Below are 18,212 nucleotides of genomic sequence, written 5' to 3'. Positions count from 1 at the left end.
GCCTGCATGTCTTTTGATCTCGCCGCGCGTCTCGCTGCCCGCCGTGCCGAACACCTTTATCGTCAACGGCCCTTGCTCCAAAGCCCTCAGGGCCCGCAAGTGGTGGTGGACGGCCAGCCGCTGTTGGCGTTCTGCAACAACGATTACCTGGGCCTGGCCAATCACCCGCAGGTGATCGAAGCCTGGCGTGCCGGTGCGTCGCGTTGGGGCGTGGGCGGTGGCGCGTCGCACTTGGTGGTCGGGCATTCCACGCCGCACCATGAACTGGAAGAGGCCCTCGCCGACCTGACCGGCCGCCCGCGCGCGCTGCTGTTTACCACCGGCTATATGGCTAACCTCGGCGCCGTCACGGCGCTGGTGGGGCAGGGTGATACGGTGCTGGAAGACCGTCTCAACCATGCCTCGTTGCTGGATGCCGGTTTGCTCTCCGGTGCGCGGTTCAACCGCTACCTGCATAACGACGCCGCCAGCCTGGCCAAGCGCTTGGAGAAGGCCACCGGCAATACGCTGGTGGTCACCGACGGCGTATTCAGCATGGACGGCGACCTGGCCGACCTGCCCGCGCTGGCCCGTGAAGCCCGCGCCAAAGGTGCATGGTTGATGGTGGATGACGCCCATGGCTTCGGCCCGTTGGGTGCCACTGGCGCTGGGATTGTCGAGCATTTCGGCTTAAGCCAGGAAGATGTGCCGGTGCTGGTCGGCACCCTGGGCAAAGCGTTCGGCACTGCCGGTGCCTTTGTAGCGGGCAGTGAAGAGCTGATCGAAAGCCTGATCCAATTCGCCCGGCCCTACATCTACACCACCAGCCAACCGCCGGCGCTGGCCTGCGCCACCTTGAAAAGCCTGGAACTGCTGCGCACCGAGCATTGGCGACGTGAGCACCTCAATGGCCTGATCCGCCAGTTCCGCGAGGGCGCCGAGCAGCTCGGCCTGGGCTTGATGGACAGCTTTACGCCGATCCAGCCGATCTTGATCGGCGACAGTGCCAAGGCCGTACGCCTGTCGCAGATGCTGCGCGAGCGCGGCCTGATGGTTACTGCGATTCGCCCGCCCACTGTGCCTGCCGGTAGCGCGCGTTTGCGCGTGACATTGACGGCGGCCCACAGCGAGGCGCAGGTGCAGCTACTGTTAAACGCATTGGAAGCGTGTTTTCGCTTGTTAGGCGCCACGGAGCCCGACCATGCGTGATCGACTGATATTACTGCCCGGCTGGGGCCTCGGCGTGTCGCCGCTGGAGCCGTTGGCCGCCGCCTTGCGCGGCCTCGACGAGCACTTGCAGGTGCAGATCGAACCGTTGCCGGCGCTGGATTCCAGTGACTTGAATGAATGGCTCGATGAGCTCGACGCCACACTGCCGGACAACGCCTGGCTGGGTGGATGGTCCTTGGGCGGCATGCTCGCGTCAGAACTGGCGGCACGGCGCGGCGAGCGTTGCTGCGGCCTGCTGACGCTGGCGAGCAACCCATGTTTTGTTGCCCATGCCGGTTGGCCCAGCGCCATGCCGGCCGAGACGTTCGATGCGTTTCTCGCCGGTTGCCAGGCCGATTCCCAGGTCACCCTTAAACGCTTTGGCCTGCTGTGTGCCAAGGGCTCGCAGGACCCGCGCGGGCTCTCGCGTTTGTTGGTCAGTGGTGCGCCGAGTGCGCCGTCCAGCGTGTTGATGAGTGGCCTTGAGCTGCTTGCCCAGCTGGATACTCGCGAAGCCTTGCAAGCCTATCGCGGCCCGCAGTTGCATCTATTCGCCGGTATGGACGGGCTGGTGCCTGCCGAAGCCGCCAGCGACTTGCTGGCGCTGCTCCCCGATGTAGAAATCGGCCTGATTGAACAGGCCGGTCACGCTTTTCTTCTGGAAGACCCCCACGGTGTAGCGGCGGCCATCCAGGCTTTTTTGCATGAGTGCGTTGATGACTGATTTATCCCACCCATCACTGCCTGGCGGCTTGCCGGACAAGCGCCAAGTGGCGGCGTCCTTTTCCCGTGCCGCCGCCAGCTACGACAGCGTGGCCGAGTTGCAGCGCGCGGTGGGCACTGAGCTGTTGGCGCGCTTGCCGGCGGCCACCGCGCCGCAACGTTGGCTGGACCTGGGGTGTGGCACGGGGTTTTTCAGCCGCGTATTGGGCCAACGGTTACCGGCCAGCCACGGCGTGGCGCTGGATATTGCCGAGGGCATGCTCAACCATGCGCGACCTTTGGGTGGCGCCGAGCATTTCATCGCCGGTGATGCCGAACGCCTGCCGTTGCAGGGTGAGAGTTGCGGGCTGATCTTCTCCAGCCTGGCGGTGCAATGGTGCGCGGATTTCGACGCGGTGCTCAGCGAGGCTTATCGCGTGCTGCAGCCCGGTGGGGTGTTGGCGTTTGCGAGCCTGTGCGTGGGCACCCTGAATGAATTGCGTGAAAGCTGGCGCGCGGCGGACGGCCTGGTGCACGTTAATCGCTTCCGCACCTTTGAGGCGTATCAACAGCTGTGCGCCGCCAGCGGCTTGCGGGTGGTGAGCCTGGAGCGCCAGCCCCACGTGTTGCATTACCCGGATGTGCGCAGCCTGACCCACGAACTCAAAGCATTGGGCGCGCATAACCTCAACCCCGGTCGCCCAGGAGGGTTGACGGGCCGCGCGAGGATTGTTGCACTGGTGGACGCTTACGAGCAGTTCCGTCAGGCCCAGGGCCTGCCCGCCACGTATCAAGTTGTGTACGCCGTACTGGAGAAACCTTTATGAGCGCCGCTTACTTCATCACCGGCACCGACACCGATGTCGGCAAAACCACCATCGCGGCAGGCCTGTTGCATGCCGCAAGGCTGGCGGGCAAAAGCACTGCAGCCGGCAAACCGGTGGCCTCGGGTTGCCAGGTCACGGCTAAAGGTTTGCGTAACAGCGACGCCTTGGCACTGCTGGCTGAATGTTCGTTGCCGCTGAGCTATACCGAGGTCAACCCGGTGGCGTTCGAGCCGGCCATTGCGCCGCACTTGGCGGCGCGGGAAGCGGGCGTGGCCTTGACGGTGCAATCGCTGCTCAAACCCATGCAGCAGATTCTGGCGCGGCAGGCTGACTTCACCTTGATTGAAGGCGCGGGCGGCTGGCGCGTGCCGTTGGCCGATCAAGACAACCTGTCGGACTTGGCCATGGCGCTCCAGCTGCCGGTGATCCTGGTGGTCGGCGTGCGCCTGGGCTGTATCAGCCATGCGTTGCTCACCGCCGAAGCCATTGCGCGGGACGGTTTGCCGTTGGCGGGCTGGGTGGCAAATATCATCGACCCCAAGACCTCTCGTCTGGAAGAAAACCTCGCCACCCTGGCCGAACGGTTGCCTGCGCCGTGCCTGGGTCGTGTACCGAAACTTAAGCAGGCCAGCGCTGAAGCCGTCGCCGAGTACTTGGAATTGGACCTGCTTGACTGATTTTGGCTATCGCTAAGGCATTATGCCATTAGTGTTTTTGACGAGCGTTTTGCCGGGATGTCTGCTTCAATTCAACTTCACGATTCTCTAAAGGCAGGCTTACGCCATGGAAATCTCTGGAAGCAGCGCGTTTTATTCGGGGCTGAGCACTATTCAGGCCGGGCAGAGCCGCGTCGACCAGGCCGCCGGCAAAATCGCCAGCGCCGCGACCACCCAGCCATCGGATGCACAAAGCGACCGTCTGCAAGCTAACGACCGTGCCCAGCCGTCTAACTCGGCGAGCAACATGGTCGAAATGGCCCAAGGCAAGTTTCAAGTGGAGCTGGGCGCCAAAGTCGCCAAGGCTTCGGATGAAATGCTTGGCACCTTGATCGACACTTACGCTTAATCCCTCTCTCCAGGTATGCCGGCTCGTCTGTGGGAGCTGGCTTGTCGGGTCGCGCATCGCTGCGATGGCATCCACTCGGTCCCCCTGATACACCGCGGCGTCTGCATCGCAGGCAAGCCCGCTCCCACATTTGTCCTGCTTAGCGCTCTCGAATTTCTAAACTCCTTTTGACGTGGCATCTCGCCGCAGGCGTTGCCGTGCCTGATGTTGATCCGCGTCATGACAAATGGCATCTGGACGGTGCTTGACAACCCCAGGACGTAAACGTATGTTTCAAACACCTGTTTGACCGCCACAACACATCCACGCGGTTGTTCATCCCAGATACATCAGCAGAGGTTTATCGCTATGCCTGACTACAAGGCCCCCTTGCGTGATATTCGCTTCGTTCGTGACGAACTGCTCGGCTATGAAGCGCACTATCAGAGCCTGCCGGCTTGCCAGGACGCTACTCCGGACATGGTTGACGCCATTCTCGAAGAAGGCGCCAAGTTCTGTGAGCAAGTGCTGGCACCGTTGAACCGCGTGGGTGACATCGAAGGTTGCACCTGGAGCGAGTCAGGCGTTAAGACCCCTGCTGGTTTCAAAGAAGCCTACAAACAATTCGTTGAAGGCGGCTGGCCAAGCCTGGCCCACGACGTGGAGCACGGTGGCCAAGGCCTGCCGGAATCCCTGGGCCTGGCCGTCAGCGAAATGGTCGGTGAAGCCAACTGGTCATGGGGCATGTACCCGGGCCTGTCCCACGGTGCGATGAACACTATCTCCGAGCACGGCACCCCGGAACAGCAACACGCTTACCTGACCAAACTGGTCTCGGGTGAATGGACCGGCACCATGTGCTTGACCGAGCCCCACTGTGGCACTGACCTGGGCATGCTGCGCACCAAGGCCGAGCCTCAGGCGGACGGTTCCTACACAGTCACCGGCACCAAGATCTTCATCTCGGCCGGCGAACACGACATGGCCGATAACATCGTCCACATCGTGCTGGCCCGCCTGCCGGACGCGCCGGCCGGCACCAAAGGTATTTCGCTGTTTATCGTGCCAAAATTCCTGCCGAACGCAGACGGCTCGATCGGTGAGCGCAACGCGGTGACCTGTGGCTCCCTGGAGCACAAGATGGGCATCCACGGTAACGCGACCTGCGTGATGAACTTCGACGCGGCCACCGGTTTCCTGATCGGCCCGGCGAACAAAGGCCTGAACTGCATGTTCACCTTTATGAACACCGCTCGCCTGGGCACCGCACTGCAAGGCCTGGCCCACGCTGAAATCGGTTTCCAGGGCGGCCTGAAATATGCTCGCGATCGTCTGCAAATGCGCTCCTTGACTGGCCCGAAAGCGCCGGAAAAAGCCGCTGACCCGATCATCGTGCACCCCGACGTGCGCCGCATGCTGCTGACCATGAAAGCCTTCGCCGAAGGCAACCGTGCGATGGTGTATTTCACCGCCAAGCAAGTGGACATCGTCAAGTACGGCACCGACGACGAAGCCAAGAAGCAGGCTGACGCACTGCTGGCCTTCATGACCCCAATCGCCAAAGCGTTCATGACCGAAGTCGGTTTTGAGTCCGCTAACCACGGCGTGCAAATCTACGGCGGCCACGGCTTTATCGCCGAGTGGGGCATGGAGCAGAACGTTCGCGACAGCCGCATTTCGATGCTGTACGAAGGCACCACCGGCATCCAGGCGCTGGACCTGCTCGGCCGTAAAGTGCTGATGACTCAAGGCGAAGCGCTCAAGAGCTTCACCAAGATCGTGCACAAGTTCTGCCAGGCCAACGAAGGCAACGAAGCCGTGAAGGAATTCGTCGCACCGCTGGCTGCACTGAACAAAGAGTGGGGCGAGTTGACCATGAAGGTCGGCATGGCCGCGATGAAAGACCGTGAAGAAGTCGGTGCCGCCTCGGTGGATTACCTGATGTATTCCGGCTACGCGTGCCTGGCTTACTTCTGGGCCGACATGGCGCGCCTGGCTGCCGAGAAACTGGCTGCCGGCACCGGCGAAGAGGCGTTCTACACCGCCAAACTGCAGACCGCGCGCTTCTACTTCCAGCGCATCCTGCCGCGTACCCGCACCCACGTGGCCACCATGCTGTCGGGCGCCAGCAACCTGATGGACATGAAAGAAGAAGACTTCGGCCTGGCTTACTAAGCCTCAGCTGGTTCACTAAAAAGCCGCCGCTCCTTCTGGAGCGGCGGCTTTTTTGTGGGCGTGGGCAACATGGCACTTAAGGTGTCGGGATAAAAGGCGCGCCGTCGCAATAGGTGTTGCCGGGCAAAACACTCCTGACTGCAATTGCCACGGGCGGTGATTGAAGCACTTGCCCGGCAGTATTCGGCGTCGTATAGCTGAAATACATCACGCCTCTGCCGATGATCCGCATTGTGGTCGAGTACGGTACGTTTACGGTCTGCCCCACTGTTGATGCATTGGGTGAAAGTGTTATTGGGATAGTCAGCGGGGGCGCAATCAGGGTTGAGCCATCGTCCTGCCGGCTCAGTACGCAGGTCAATATCGCCGCCGTGTTAGCCCGCAACAGAACAGAAGGTGGAAGAAATACCTCAATAAACCGGTTTGCATAGGCTGCGCTCGCAGGCAGCGGTGAGTTGCAAGTGAGGTTGCCGTTACTCAGGTTGCGCACCACCGGTGGTGCCAACTGCATCAAGGTCCAAAAGTTGAAGAAGATGTTTCTGGCAGGCCCAAAGACGGTATTCAGGCCGCTGCTGACCATGAACCTTAGCGCGGCTTGCGTATTACCGTTTGCGGTGCCTGGAAGATAGGCTTGTATTTGCGCCACGGTAACAATAAACCGTAGCGGTAACGGCTGCCCTGTGTAAGTCAAAGGCGTTGTCAGCGGGGTATTCGAACCATTGATTACCGTGACAGTATCGCCAGGTTGCAAACCGTCGGCGCTGTCCAGCCACACCTCGACCCCGCCTTGCCCGCTTTGGTTGATATCCCCCAAAGTCACCGTGTTGTCGGGCGCAATCGCTTGGAGCACGCGTGGCATGGCAATGTTCGACGGCGTGATTCGCAGCGCCACCATGATTTCAAGAATCAACGAATCCCGAGCGCGGTTGCCGGCCCGGTCCAGAAGGCGGTAAGTCAGTTGCCGCATGCCGTTGCCACGAGCGCGAATAACTGACGCTGGAACAGGTAGGTAGCGAACCGCCGGATAGTCGGGCAAGTTGACCACAATGTTAGGTGCCAGGTTGTAAGACACCTCCATATGGCTGTCGGTGCTGCCATAGTAAGGGACGTACCTCAGCCCTGTTTCGGCGTTTGTCACCGGGTGTTCAGGAATCCGGAACATGACGGGATCATTGTTGGCCAAATACTCGTCTGTAATCGGCCCGGTCAGGTTCGCGGGCAGCAGTGGGCGCGGCGCGGTGATGACCTCGTAACCAAACGGTGGGGTTTTGTGCACCCGCAGGGGAGTGCTGGCGGTCGCGCGCAGAACGTTGTCACCATCGTCCACGATATAGGTGAGTCGATACTCGCCTTCATTGCCCACCATGCGGCGCGGCACTTCTATATTGATATCCCCTGTGGGGAAAGTCGGAAATCGCTGGTAGGCCACCGCTTGGTATTCACCCGGCGGGGGAGATTCAATGAACACCATGATTCGGCACTGAGCCCCGGCAGGCCCGGGTTGCGGCAGCGCCGGGATTTGAACTTTCAAGTCACTTGCCGCCGCCCGCAAGGGGATCAAGCCGTCGGTATTGGGGATCGCGTCCACTACGATCAGCGGCGGCAGCCTGAGTATTGCGTTACGAATCAAGAACAGTGAGCCGGTGCGCACTTGTTCGGTGACTAAGTTATCCATGGCGGTTACTCCCATTGCGTGTAAGGACACTCCCTTGTCCCGAATACCCACTGGGGAAAATTGAGTGGACCGCGCAAGTAAGCACGCCACAGCCAACGATGGATACTGTCATAAATGACAGGTTGAGATGGCTCACGCATTGCGCGGGCTTCTTGCTGTATTCATAGCGGTGATAAAAAACCGCAGCGTGACACTCAGGGATTAGGCTGATCGGCCGTTACAGTGATGGCAATGTGATACAGGTCACATTGAATGTGCTTAACTGTGAGCAGTGAAGGCACTGTGCCATCTTTTTAAGTGGGTCGGAGCTTTACCCTTGTCGCGCGCGTCTGCTGTACGTTTCAGTCATTTTTTACCCTCACTGCTGTTGCTATTGGCGGGGCTCTCGGCTGCGTACGTGAAGGACCTCAACGTATTCTTCACTTCGTTATTCAACGTACTGCCAACCTTGGTGTTGCTGCTCGGTGGTGCGTATTGCGCGGTGTATCGGCGCCAGCGTGAGCTGTTTTTGATGATCACGGTGTACGTCGTCTACTTCCTGCTGGATACCCAGACCGATTACTACCGCGACAACGGTCGCGTGCGAGAAGATGCGGCGGTGGTTTTCCACCTGTGTTGCCTGCTGTTGCCGCTACTGTTCAGCATCTATGCGTTGTGGCAGGAAAAAACCCACCTGTTCCGCGATTTCGTGGCCCGCTGCGCGGTGCTCTTCGCGGTCGGCTGCGTGGCCCTGGCGCTTGAGCAAAGTTTTCCACAGGCCTTGTTGAACTGGCTGGCGGAGATTCGCTGGCCGCTCTTGCACGGCAGTTGGATGAGCCTGATCCAGCTGTCGTACCCGATGTTCCTGATTGGTTTTGTCACCCTGGCGGCGCAGTACTGGTATCAGCCACGGCCCTTGCACGCCGCGCAACTGGTCGGTTTGCTAGGGTTGTTCTGGATGTTGCCGCAAACCTTCATCCTGCCGTTCACCCTGAACATCATGTGCAGCCAAGTGATGCTGATGATCGCGGCCGGCGTGGCGCATGAGGCCTATCAAATGGCCTTTCGCGATGAGCTGACCGGCTTGCCAGGCCGCCGTGCCCTCAACGAGCGCATGCAGCGGTTGGGGCGCAACTATGTGCTGGCGATGAGTGACGTCGACCACTTCAAACGCTTTAACGACACCCACGGCCATGACGTCGGCGACCAAGTACTGCGCCTGGTCGCCAGCAAGCTGTCGAAGGTCAATGGCGGCGGGCGCGCCTACCGGTATGGCGGTGAAGAGTTCGCCGTGGTGTTTGCCGGCAAGACCTTGGATGAATGCATGCCGCACTTGGAAGAGATCCGCGAGATCATCGCCAACTACGATATCAAGCTGCGCAACCCGGACCGTCCCCATGACGACCAGCAAGGCCGCCAACGCCGAGCAGGCAGTGGCGCGTCGAGTGTGTCGGTGACGGTCAGCATCGGCGTGGCCGAGCGCCAGGTCGAGCAACGCACCCCGGAAGAAGTCCTCAAGTCCGCCGACCAGGCGCTCTACACCGCCAAGGGGGCCGGGCGTAACTGCGTGGTCGCGGCCGGGCAAACCCGGCGTGGCGCGGTGCGTATGGAAAGCGCTGTCGGTTGAGTGATGGCGATGTATTCAGCGGTTCTACAGTGATTGTTTGCGGCGTTGGCCAGCAGTAGGTTGAAACCATCTGCTGCCGGAGACATCGCCATGCCTGAGTACAAAGCTCCCCTGCGCGACATGCGCTTTTTGATCGACAACGTGTTTGATTTTCACGGCCACTACGCTGCCCTGGGCGCGACGGACGCCAGCCCGGATATGGTCAGTGCGATCCTCGAAGAAGGCGCTAAGTTCTGCGAAAACGTACTCGCACCGCTCAACCGTAGCGGCGATGAAGAAGGCTGCCATTTCGACAACGGCGTGGTCACCACGCCCAAGGGTTTCAAGGAAGCCTTCGCGCAGTACGTGGAAGGCGGCTGGCACGGCCTGGCAGCGGACCCGGCTTACGGCGGCCAGGGCTTGCCACAGTCGCTGGGCCTGGTGCTGAGCGAAATGATCGGCTCCAGCAACACCTCCTGGGGCATGTACCCGGGGCTGACCCACGGCGCCATGACGGCAATCCACGCCCACGGCACTGAAGAACAAAAAGCCACCTACCTGAGTAAACTCACCGCCGGCGAATGGACCGGCACCATGTGCCTGACCGAAGCCCACTGCGGCACTGACCTGGGCCTGATCAAGACCCGCGCCGTGCCCCAGTCGGATGGCAGTTACGCGGTCACCGGCAGCAAGATCTTCATCTCGGCCGGCGAGCACGACCTGAGCGCCAACATCATCCATCTGGTGCTGGCCAAGCTGCCGGAGGCGCCGGCCGGCACCAAAGGCATCTCGTTGTTTATCGTGCCCAAGTTCCATGCCGATTCGGGGGAGCGTAACGCGGTGCACTGTGGCTCCATCGAGCACAAGATGGGTATCAAGGCCTCGGCCACCTGCGTGCTGAATTTCGACGGTGCCAAGGGGTTTCTGATTGGCGAGGCGAATAAAGGCCTCAATTGCATGTTCACCATGATGAACCACGCGCGCCTGGGCACCGGTATGCAGGGCCTGTGCTCTGGCGAAGCGAGCTTCCAAGGCGCGATCAAATATGCCAACGACCGCCTGCAAATGCGCTCGCTGACCGGCGCCAAGGCCCCGGAAAAAGCCGCCGACCCCATCATCGTGCACGCCGATGTGCGGCGCATGTTGCTGACCATGAAAGCCTTCAACGAGGGCAACCGCGCGCTGACCTATTTCACCGCGCAACTGCTCGACACCGCGCACCTGAGCAGCGACGCCGCCCAGCGCCAGGACGCTGAAGACCTGTTGGCGTTTCTCACGCCCATCTGCAAAGCCTTTATGACTGACACTGGGCTTGAGGTGACCAACCACGGCATGCAGGTATTCGGCGGCCATGGCTACATTCGCGAATGGGGCATGGAACAGTTGGCCCGCGATGCCCGGATTGCGCCGATCTATGAAGGCACCAACGGCATTCAGGCCCTCGACTTGCTGGGGCGCAAAGTACTCGGCAGCCAAGGCAAGCTGTTGCGCGGCTTCACCAAGATTGTGCATAAGTTCTGCGCGGCCAATGCCGAGCATCCGCAGCTCAAGGCGCAGGTGGAGCAGCTCAATCAACTGAACCAGCAGTGGGGCGAGTTGACGGTCAAGGTCGGCATGGCCGCCATGAAGAACCCGGATGAAGTGGGCGCGGCGGCGGTGGATTACTTGATGTACAGCGGTTACATCATCCTCGCCTACCTGTGGTTGCGCATGGCGATAGCGGCTCAGGCACAAGACGACGTTGAGTTTGCCAAGGCCAAATTGGCTACCTGCGACTTCTACTTCAAGCGTTTGCTGCCGCGTACGGCCACGCACCGGGCGGCGGTGGAGGCGGGCAGCGAATGCCTGATGAGCTTACCTGCTCAATTGTTTGCACTGTAGGCGCTAGATTCTCCAGGGTTTAACTGTGGGAACGGGCTTGCTCGCGAGTGCGATGTGTCAGAAACAAATTAGGTGACTGACACGCCGCTTTCGCGGGCAAGCCCGCTCCCACATTAGAACCATGCGTGACTTATAAAAACCTAATAGTCACGAAAGGACCCTATGTGTTTGAAAAGTTGTTCGGGTACACTCGGAGCTTGTAAAACCGACCCTATCGAATCACTTTTCACGTTCTCACGAGGTTTGCCATGGCTGATTACAAAGCGCCGCTGCGGGATATGCGTTTCGTCCTCAACGAAGTTTTTGAGGTCGCCACGACTTGGGCCCAATTGCCGGCATTGGCAGACACCGTGGATGCCGAAACCGTCGAGGCGATCCTCGAGGAGGCCGGCAAGGTCACCGCCAAATCCATCGCCCCGCTCAGCCGTGGCGGCGATGAGCAAGGCTGCCGTTGGGCGGATACCGTGGTCAGCACGCCGGATGGTTTCCCCCAGGCCTACAAAACCTACGCCGAAGGTGGCTGGGTAGGTGTTGGTGGTGATCCGATCTTTGGCGGCATGGGCATGCCCAAGGCGGTGTCGGCCCAGGTCGAAGAGATGATCAATTCGTCGAGCCTGGCGTTCGGCCTGTACCCGATGCTGACCTCCGGCGCCTGCGTGTCGATCAATACCCACGCCAGTGAGGAACTCAAGGCCACCTACCTGCCGAAGATGTATTCCGGTGAGTGGGCCGGTTCCATGTGCTTGACCGAAGCGCACGCCGGGACCGACCTGGGGATTATCCGCACCAAGGCTGAGCCTCAGGCGGACGGCTCCTATAAGGTCAGCGGCACCAAGATCTTTATCACCGGTGGCGAACACGACCTTACCGAAAACATCATCCACCTGGTGCTGGCCAAGTTGCCGGATGCGCCAGCCGGGCCCAAGGGCATTTCGCTGTTCCTGGTGCCGAAGTTCATGGTCAATGCCGACGGCAGCCTGGGCGCGCGTAACCCGGTGAGCTGTGGTTCCATCGAACACAAGATGGGCATTCAGGCGTCCGCGACCTGCGTGATGAACTTCGACGAAGCCGTGGGTTATCTGGTGGGCGAGCCGAACCGTGGGTTGGCGGCGATGTTCACCATGATGAACTACGAGCGTTTGGGGGTGGGTATCCAAGGCTTGGCATCGGGCGAGCGCTCTTATCAGAACGCGATTGAGTACGCCCGTGACCGTCTGCAAAGCCGTTCGCCGACCGGCGTGCAGGCCAAGGACAAAGTGGCTGACCCGATCATCGTCCATCCCGACGTGCGCCGCATGTTGCTGACCATGAAAGCCTCGAACGAAGGCGGTCGCGCGTTCTCCACCTATGTGGCCACGCAGTTGGACATCGCCAAGTTCAGTGAAGATGCCGTCGCCCGCGAGCGTGCCGACAACCTGGTGGCGCTGTTGACGCCGGTTGCCAAGGCCTTCCTCAGTGACCTCGGCCTGGAAACCACCGTGCTCGGCCAGCAAATCTTTGGCGGCCACGGTTACATTCGCGAGTGGGGCCAGGAGCAGCTTGTTCGGGATGTGCGCATCACCCAGATCTACGAAGGCACCAACGGCATCCAGGCTCTGGACTTGATGGGGCGCAAGATTGTCGGCAGCGGCGGTGCGTTCTACACCCTGTTCGCTGATGAGATCCGCCAGTTCATCGCCACGGCGGGCGCCGAACTGGGTGAATTCACCCGGCCGCTCAGCGCGGCGGTGGACAACCTGGATGAATTGACCGCCTGGGTGCTGGATCGCGCCAAGGCCAACCCGAATGAAATCGGCGCGGCCTCGGTGGAGTACCTGCACGCCTTTGGCTACATGGCTTATGGCTATATGTGGGCACGCATGGCCAAGGCCGCGTGGGGCAAAGAGGCTGAGGAAGACTTCTACGCCAGCAAACTGGGCACCGCGCGCTTCTACTTTGCCCGCTTGCTGCCGCGTATCCAGTCGCTGAGTGCGTCGGTAAAAGCCGGTAGCGAATCGTTATTTTTGTTGGATGAAGCACTGTTTTAAGGGCTTGGAGGGCGTGTAAGCATTCTCTTACATGACGTGCTGCTATTCGTCCTCTATCGCCAAATTGGATCCACGGATAATCTACTTCACATGGACGTCGCGCAGGAAGCGCAAAGCAACAACAGGGACACGTAGGATTCTGCCAGGATGGCGGAGTGAAATGGATGTCAGGGAAACAGTCTGCAAAGCCCCGCTTCGGCGGGGTTTTCTTTTGCCTGCGAAAAAGTCAGGCAGGCGCCTGCGGCGCGTTCATCACGTCTTCCAGCAAGGTGCGCAGCAACGCCACCGTCGCTTGCTGGCGCTGCACATCGCGGCACACCAAACCCACTTTCAGCGGCACCCTCGGCTCACTCAAAGGCTTCCACAGCAGCGCCTTGCTGTTGTGCTCATCTTGGGAGCGTCCCGGCAGCACTGTTGCCAGTTTGGTGTGGGGCAGGCTGTCGAGTATCCCAATCATCGTATTGAGCTCCGCCTGCACTTGCGGCCGCCGGCCCAGGTTAGAGAGTTGGCCCTGCCAGATCTGCCGCACCTGAAACTCTTCACCCAACAGCAACATCGGCAATTCGGCTGCCTGTTTCAGTGAGACTTTCTTGAACTCGCGCAGGGGATGGTCTTCGGGTATCACCACCTTCAACTCATCTTCATACAACAGCACACCGTGCAGCCCCGGCTGGCGTGGCGGCAGGTAGCTGATGCCGATGTCCAACGAGCCGTTAAGCAGCCGCCGTTCGATCTCAAGCCCGGTCAATTCGTAGATCTGCACCACCAAATGCGGCTGAGCCTTGCGCACGCGCTCGAGCATTTGCGGGACCAGGCTGGTGTGCACGGTTTGCAGCACGCCGATGGCCAGGGTGCGCATCGCCTGGCCCTTGAAGTTGCGCAAGGCTTCGACGGCTTGTTGCATGCCATCAATCAGCGGCAACGCGTGGTTGTACAAGGTATGCGCGGCCAGCGTCGGCAGCAGGCGCTTGCTGCTGCGCTCGAACAGGCTCACATCCAGGTTCTGCTCCAGCTGGCGAATCTGTTGCGACAGAGCTGGTTGAGAGATCGAAAGACGCTCCGCAGCCCGGCCCACGTGGCCTTCCTCATACACCGCGACGAAATAACGCAGTTGCTTGAAATCCATAAGACTTACTTATCGAAAAAGCTGGAAAATCGAAATGGCCGATGGCCCCTGAGACGCCTAGTCTAGCGCCTATTCGCAAGGCTTACAGGGCCGGATCTGGCAATGAACAGCGTATTTGTTGATAGCGTTTACATAGGCAAGGCAAAACACCTCAAGGCGCTTTTTCGAGGCGACATCGACCAAGGTCAGGTTGCCATCGGGGCCAACCTATGAACCTGTTCAATATCCGTCGCCCCGCGCCAAGCCTGGATGACCTGATCCTGGATACCCCGCGTGATCATCTCTGTGGTGAATGTCTAATGCCGACGGTGGCGCGAGCGCCTCAAGTCTTCGTGCGTGGCCAGGGTTCCTGGCTCTGGGACAGTGACGACCGCGCCTACCTGGACTTCAGCCAGGGCAGCGCCGCCAACAGCCTCGGCCACAGCCCGCAGGTATTGATCAAGGCCTTGGCCGATCAAGCTCACGCGTTGATCAACCCCGGTAGCGGCCTGTACAACCGCGCGCAACTCAACCTCATCGACCAGCTCTGCCAGCGCACCGGTAGCGGTCAGGCCTACCTGCTCAACAGCGGCTCGGAAGCGTGCGAAGCCGCGATTAAGTTGGCGCGCAAATGGGGCCAGCTGCATCGTGGGGGGGCTCATCGCATTATTACCGCCAGTAACGGCCGCCATGGCCGCAGTTTTGCGGCGATGGCGGCCTCGGCAGGCGGCTGCGAAAACCGCTTCGATCCGCAGTTGCCTGGCTTCAGCCACGTACCTTTCAACGACCTGCCGGCCCTGCACGCTGCGGTCGATGCGCAGACCGTCGCGATCATGCTGGAGCCTATCCAGGGCGACGCCGGCGTCATCCCTGCAACCGAGCACTACCTCAAAGGCGTCGAGCGGCTGTGTCGCGAGCTGGGCATTTTGCTGATCCTCGATGAAGTGCAAACCGGGATTGGCCGTTGCGGCACTTTGCTTACTGAACAGCAGTACGGCGTACGTGCCGACATCATCACCCTTGGCAAAGGCTTGGGCGGCGGCGTGCCATTGGCGGCGCTGCTGGCGCGAGGCAAGGCCTGTTGCTTCGACGTGGGCGAGCTGGATGGTACCCATCATGGCAATGCGTTGATGGCATCGGCCGGGGTGGCGGTACTCGATACGGTGCTGGAGCACGGCTTCCTGGAACAAGTCCGTGAGTCCGGCGTTTACCTTGGCGAAGGCCTCGCTCGACTGGCCTATCGCTACGACCACGGCCAGTTGCGCGGCCATGGCCTGATGTGGGGCCTGACGTTGTCGGATGATTCTGCAGATGCCGTGGTAAAGGCAGCACTGCACGAAGGCCTGATTCTCAACGCCCCGCAGCCCAATTGCCTGCGCTTCACGCCTGCCTTGACGGTGAGCAAAAGCAACATCGACGAAATGCTCCAGCGCCTGGTCCGCGCCTTCTCCCGCGTGCGCACCGCACAGCTGCAATGCCGCAAGGGCATCGCCGTTTAACCCCCATTCCAGAACCGTCTCGCGGCATACGCGGCGCCTCCAGCTTGATTCTTTTGGCTGGGGGCGTTTTTTTGTCTGCTCATTTCAGGATGGCCCAGTGCCAGATCTCACTGAACCCTTACGAACGCCCAAGGTCGATTAGCTACACGGCTCACACGAGCCGATTTTCTGGAGCTGACCCATGGATATCATTCGTATCATCATCGCCATTCTGCTGCCGCCACTGGGTGTGTTCTTGCAAGTGGGTTTCGCCGGCGCGTTCTGGCTGAACATTTTGCTGACCTTGTGCGGTTACTTCCCAGGCATCATTCACGCCGTGTACATCATCGCCAAACGCTAAAACCCTCAGCCTTTTGCGATGAGTCGTGAGTTGCGCTCGTTGCGAAAGGCCAGTTGCTCGATGGTCTGAGTGGCGTGTTCGGCCTCTTCCCGCGCTTGCAGGATGATGCCGTGCTGCTCGGACTTGCTGCACACCGGGTCGGCATTGCTCGCGTCGCCCGTGAGCATGAACGCCTGGCAACGGCAGCCGCCAAAGTCCTTTTCCTTCTCGTCGCATGAACGGCACGGCTCGGGCATCCAGTCGTAGCCGCGAAAGCGGTTGAAGCCAAACGAGTCGTACCAGATGTGCTGCATGCTGTGGTCGCGCACATTCGGAAATTGCACCGGCATCTGTCGGGCGCCGTGGCAGGGCAGGGCGGTGCCGTCCGGCGTGACGGTCAGAAAAATACTGCCCCAGCCATTCATACAGGCTTTGGGGCGCTCTTCGTAGTAATCCGGCGTGACGAAGATCAGCTTGCACGGGTGGCCTTCGGCTTCCAGCTTGGCGCGGTACTCGTTGGTGATGCGCTCGGCACGCACCAGTTGTTCTTTTGTCGGCAATAACCCCACACGATTGAGCTGCGCCCAGCCATAGAACTGGCAAGTGGCGAGCTCGACGAAGTCTGCTTCCAGCGCGATGCACAGTTCGATGATGCGGTCGATCTTGTCGATATTGTGCCGATGGGTGACAAAGTTCAGCACCATCGGATAGCCATGCGCTTTCACCGCGCGGGCCATTTCGAGCTTTTGCGCGAAGGCTTTTTTCGACCCGGCCAACAGGTTGTTTACCTGTTCATCACTGGCCTGGAAGCTGATCTGAATGTGATCCAGCCCAGCCTTCTTGAAGTCGCTGATCTTCTGCTCGGTCAGGCCAATGCCGGAAGTGATCAGGTTGGTATAGAACCCCAGCTTGCGCGCCTCGGCGATCAGCTCGGCAAGGTCCTGGCGAACCAGCGGTTCACCGCCGGAAAAGCCCAACTGTGCGGCACCCATCTCCCGCGCTTCACGAAATACCTTGATCCATTGCTCAGTGCTCAGCTCCTTGCCCTGCTCGGCAAAATCCAGCGGATTAGAGCAATACGGGCATTGCAACGGGCAGCGATAAGTCAGCTCGGCGAGCAGCCACAGTGGCAGGCCAACAGGTGGCTTTTCAGGCAAGGGTGATCCAGTGCTCAGCACGGGCGACCTCCATGAAATCCTCGATGTCTTTGCCGAGCTCAGGCACGCCGGGGAATTGTTTATCCAGCTCGGTGATGATGGCGGCGACGTCGCGCTCGCCGTCGATCAAACCACCGATCAGCGCGGCGCTGTCGTTGAGCTTGATCATGCCTTCGGGGTAGAGCAACACGTGGCCTTTTTGCGCCGGCTCGTACTGGTAGCGATAGCCCTGGCGCCAGGTCGGTGTTCTGCTGCGATCAAAGCTCATAGGGCGATCCCTTTATGCCACACCCGCTGCGCGGTCACGCTGTGATAAGGCGGGCGGTTCAGTTCGTAGGCCATGCTCATGGCATCCAGCATGCTCCACAAAATGTCCAGTTTGAACTGGAGAATTTCCAGCATGCGCTCCTGGCCCTCGCGGGTGGTGTAGTGCTGCAGCGTTATCGCCAGCCCGTGTTCCACGTCGCGCCGGGCTTGGCCCAGGCGGGTGCGGAAGTATTCATAGCCGGTGGGGTCGATCCACGGGTAGTGCTGCGGCCAGCTGTCGAGGCGCGACTGGTGGATCTGCGGCGCAAACAGCTCGGTCAGCGAGCTGCTGGCGGCTTCCTGCCAGCTGGCGCGGCGGGCAAAGTTGACGTAGGCATCCACCGCAAAGCGCACGCCGGGCAGCACCAGTTCCTGGGAGCGCAGTTGGTCCGGGTCGAGGCCGACCGCTTGGCCCAGCCGCAGCCAGGCTTCGATGCCGCCGTCTTCTCCGGGGGCGCCATCATGGTCAAGCAGGCGCTGGATCCACTCGCGGCGGATCTCGCGGTCCGGGCAATTGGCCAGAATCGCGGCGTCCTTCAGCGGGATGTTCACTTGATAGTAGAAGCGGTTGGCGACCCAACCCTGGATCTGCTCGCGGGTGGCGCTGCCTTCATACATCGCCACGTGGTACGGGTGATGAATATGATAGAAGGCGCCTTTGGCCCGCAAGGCATGCTCGAACTCGGCGGGCGTCAGCGGTGTGTCAGTCATGTGGTCTGCTC

At 60.5% G+C, this 18,212-nt stretch carries 16 protein-coding genes; 11 read left to right on the top strand and 5 right to left on the bottom strand.

Translation table 11 applies throughout. From position 1 onward, the window contains the following. Positions 1-6 precede the first annotated feature (6 nt). From bioF to K0P33_RS29495, 6 genes are all read left to right on the top strand, one after another. Positions 7-1,188, top strand: a complete 1,182-nt coding sequence (gene bioF, locus K0P33_RS29520; protein ID WP_242153057.1) for an 8-amino-7-oxononanoate synthase — start codon at positions 7-9, stop codon at positions 1,186-1,188. Then, positions 1,181-1,912 (top strand): alpha/beta fold hydrolase, encoded by a 732-nt coding sequence (locus tag K0P33_RS29515; RefSeq protein WP_094949479.1) that lies wholly within the window; start codon positions 1,181-1,183, stop codon positions 1,910-1,912. Before bioF ends, K0P33_RS29515 begins: the two co-directional genes overlap by 8 nt. Continuing rightward, positions 1,905-2,717: a malonyl-ACP O-methyltransferase BioC gene (gene bioC, locus K0P33_RS29510; protein WP_242153055.1), complete on the top strand. Its 813-nt coding sequence runs from the start codon at positions 1,905-1,907 to the stop codon at positions 2,715-2,717. Before K0P33_RS29515 ends, bioC begins: the two co-directional genes overlap by 8 nt. Further along, the gene (gene bioD, locus K0P33_RS29505) at positions 2,714-3,394 is read left to right on the top strand and encodes a dethiobiotin synthase (protein WP_242153052.1); all 681 of its coding nucleotides are present in this window, start codon (positions 2,714-2,716) and stop codon (positions 3,392-3,394) included. The genes bioC and bioD overlap by 4 nt, the downstream gene beginning before the upstream one ends. 106 nt (positions 3,395-3,500) lie before the next feature. Further along, positions 3,501-3,782, top strand: a complete 282-nt coding sequence (locus K0P33_RS29500; protein WP_094949476.1) for a pyrroloquinoline quinone biosynthesis protein PqqE — start codon at positions 3,501-3,503, stop codon at positions 3,780-3,782. Between the two features lie 348 nt (positions 3,783-4,130). After that, on the top strand, positions 4,131-5,936 hold the full coding sequence (locus K0P33_RS29495) for a phenylacyl-CoA dehydrogenase (protein ID WP_242153049.1): 1,806 nt from the start codon (positions 4,131-4,133) through the stop codon (positions 5,934-5,936). Between the two features lie 76 nt (positions 5,937-6,012). Here K0P33_RS29495 and K0P33_RS29490 read toward each other — a convergent pair whose 3' ends face one another. Then, on the bottom strand, positions 6,013-7,611 hold the full coding sequence (locus K0P33_RS29490; protein WP_242153045.1) for a hypothetical protein: 1,599 nt from the start codon (positions 7,609-7,611) through the stop codon (positions 6,013-6,015). Between the two features lie 316 nt (positions 7,612-7,927). Between K0P33_RS29490 and K0P33_RS29485 the strand changes: the two genes are divergently transcribed. The 3 genes from K0P33_RS29485 (at position 7,928) to K0P33_RS29475 (ending at position 13,104) form a co-directional block, all read left to right on the top strand. Then, positions 7,928-9,217, top strand: coding sequence for a GGDEF domain-containing protein (locus tag K0P33_RS29485; RefSeq protein WP_094949473.1), 1,290 nt, complete (start codon positions 7,928-7,930; stop codon positions 9,215-9,217). A 90-nt stretch (positions 9,218-9,307) separates the two neighbouring features. Beyond that, positions 9,308-11,077 carry an acyl-CoA dehydrogenase C-terminal domain-containing protein gene (locus K0P33_RS29480; RefSeq protein ID WP_094949472.1) on the top strand — a complete coding sequence of 590 codons (1,770 nt, stop codon included), beginning with the start codon at positions 9,308-9,310 and terminating at the stop codon, positions 11,075-11,077. A 248-nt stretch (positions 11,078-11,325) separates the two neighbouring features. Next, positions 11,326-13,104, top strand: a complete 1,779-nt coding sequence (locus K0P33_RS29475) for an acyl-CoA dehydrogenase C-terminal domain-containing protein (protein WP_094949471.1) — start codon at positions 11,326-11,328, stop codon at positions 13,102-13,104. Positions 13,105-13,330: 226 nt separating this feature from the next. Here K0P33_RS29475 and K0P33_RS29470 read toward each other — a convergent pair whose 3' ends face one another. Next, positions 13,331-14,230: a LysR family transcriptional regulator gene (locus tag K0P33_RS29470; protein WP_094949470.1), complete on the bottom strand. Its 900-nt coding sequence runs from the start codon at positions 14,228-14,230 to the stop codon at positions 13,331-13,333. A 209-nt stretch (positions 14,231-14,439) separates the two neighbouring features. Here K0P33_RS29470 and K0P33_RS29465 point away from each other — a divergent pair, with 209 nt between their 5' ends. Then, positions 14,440-15,708, top strand: coding sequence for an aminotransferase class III-fold pyridoxal phosphate-dependent enzyme (locus K0P33_RS29465; protein WP_242153042.1), 1,269 nt, complete (start codon positions 14,440-14,442; stop codon positions 15,706-15,708). A 181-nt stretch (positions 15,709-15,889) separates the two neighbouring features. Further along, positions 15,890-16,048, top strand: coding sequence for a YqaE/Pmp3 family membrane protein (locus K0P33_RS29460; RefSeq protein ID WP_010207008.1), 159 nt, complete (start codon positions 15,890-15,892; stop codon positions 16,046-16,048). Positions 16,049-16,053: 5 nt separating this feature from the next. On the opposite strand, the gene pqqE is transcribed toward K0P33_RS29460, so the two are convergent. The 3 genes from pqqE to pqqC are packed head-to-tail and all read right to left on the bottom strand — an operon-like array spanning position 16,054 to position 18,201. Further along, positions 16,054-17,184, bottom strand: coding sequence for a pyrroloquinoline quinone biosynthesis protein PqqE (gene pqqE, locus K0P33_RS29455; RefSeq protein WP_053258335.1), 1,131 nt, complete (start codon positions 17,182-17,184; stop codon positions 16,054-16,056). Continuing rightward, entirely contained in the window at positions 17,177-17,452 is a 276-nt protein-coding gene (gene pqqD / locus K0P33_RS29450; RefSeq protein WP_094949468.1) for a pyrroloquinoline quinone biosynthesis peptide chaperone PqqD, read from the bottom strand. Before pqqD ends, pqqE begins: the two co-directional genes overlap by 8 nt. Next, positions 17,449-18,201, bottom strand: coding sequence for a pyrroloquinoline-quinone synthase PqqC (gene pqqC, locus K0P33_RS29445; RefSeq protein WP_242153037.1), 753 nt, complete (start codon positions 18,199-18,201; stop codon positions 17,449-17,451). Before pqqC ends, pqqD begins: the two co-directional genes overlap by 4 nt. Positions 18,202-18,212: the final 11 nt, after the last annotated feature.

Source organism: Pseudomonas sp. ArH3a (genome assembly GCF_022648765.1).
GTDB lineage: Bacteria > Pseudomonadota > Gammaproteobacteria > Pseudomonadales > Pseudomonadaceae > Aquipseudomonas.
The sequence above is the reverse complement of the archived record's forward strand: the minus strand, read 5'-3'. Positions and strand labels throughout refer to the sequence as shown.

Bases quoted from the DNA above. Each gene is read 5' to 3' on its own strand.
- K0P33_RS29495 (WP_242153049.1), top strand. From the start codon at position 4,131: ATGCCTGACTACAAGGCCCCCTTGCGTGATATTCGCTTCGTTCGTGAC.
- K0P33_RS29500 (WP_094949476.1), top strand. From the start codon at position 3,501: ATGGAAATCTCTGGAAGCAGCGCGTTTTATTCGGGGCTGAGCACTATT.
- K0P33_RS29515 (WP_094949479.1), top strand. From the start codon at position 1,181: ATGCGTGATCGACTGATATTACTGCCCGGCTGGGGCCTCGGCGTGTCG.
- K0P33_RS29475 (WP_094949471.1), top strand. From the start codon at position 11,326: ATGGCTGATTACAAAGCGCCGCTGCGGGATATGCGTTTCGTCCTCAAC.
- K0P33_RS29490 (WP_242153045.1), bottom strand. From the start codon at position 7,611: ATGGATAACTTAGTCACCGAACAAGTGCGCACCGGCTCACTGTTCTTG.
- K0P33_RS29465 (WP_242153042.1), top strand. From the start codon at position 14,440: ATGAACCTGTTCAATATCCGTCGCCCCGCGCCAAGCCTGGATGACCTG.
- bioD (WP_242153052.1), top strand. From the start codon at position 2,714: ATGAGCGCCGCTTACTTCATCACCGGCACCGACACCGATGTCGGCAAA.
- bioC (WP_242153055.1), top strand. From the start codon at position 1,905: ATGACTGATTTATCCCACCCATCACTGCCTGGCGGCTTGCCGGACAAG.
- bioF (WP_242153057.1), top strand. From the start codon at position 7: ATGTCTTTTGATCTCGCCGCGCGTCTCGCTGCCCGCCGTGCCGAACAC.
- pqqC (WP_242153037.1), bottom strand. From the start codon at position 18,201: ATGACTGACACACCGCTGACGCCCGCCGAGTTCGAGCATGCCTTGCGG.
- pqqD (WP_094949468.1), bottom strand. From the start codon at position 17,452: ATGAGCTTTGATCGCAGCAGAACACCGACCTGGCGCCAGGGCTATCGC.
- K0P33_RS29480 (WP_094949472.1), top strand. From the start codon at position 9,308: ATGCCTGAGTACAAAGCTCCCCTGCGCGACATGCGCTTTTTGATCGAC.
- K0P33_RS29470 (WP_094949470.1), bottom strand. From the start codon at position 14,230: ATGGATTTCAAGCAACTGCGTTATTTCGTCGCGGTGTATGAGGAAGGC.
- K0P33_RS29460 (WP_010207008.1), top strand. From the start codon at position 15,890: ATGGATATCATTCGTATCATCATCGCCATTCTGCTGCCGCCACTGGGT.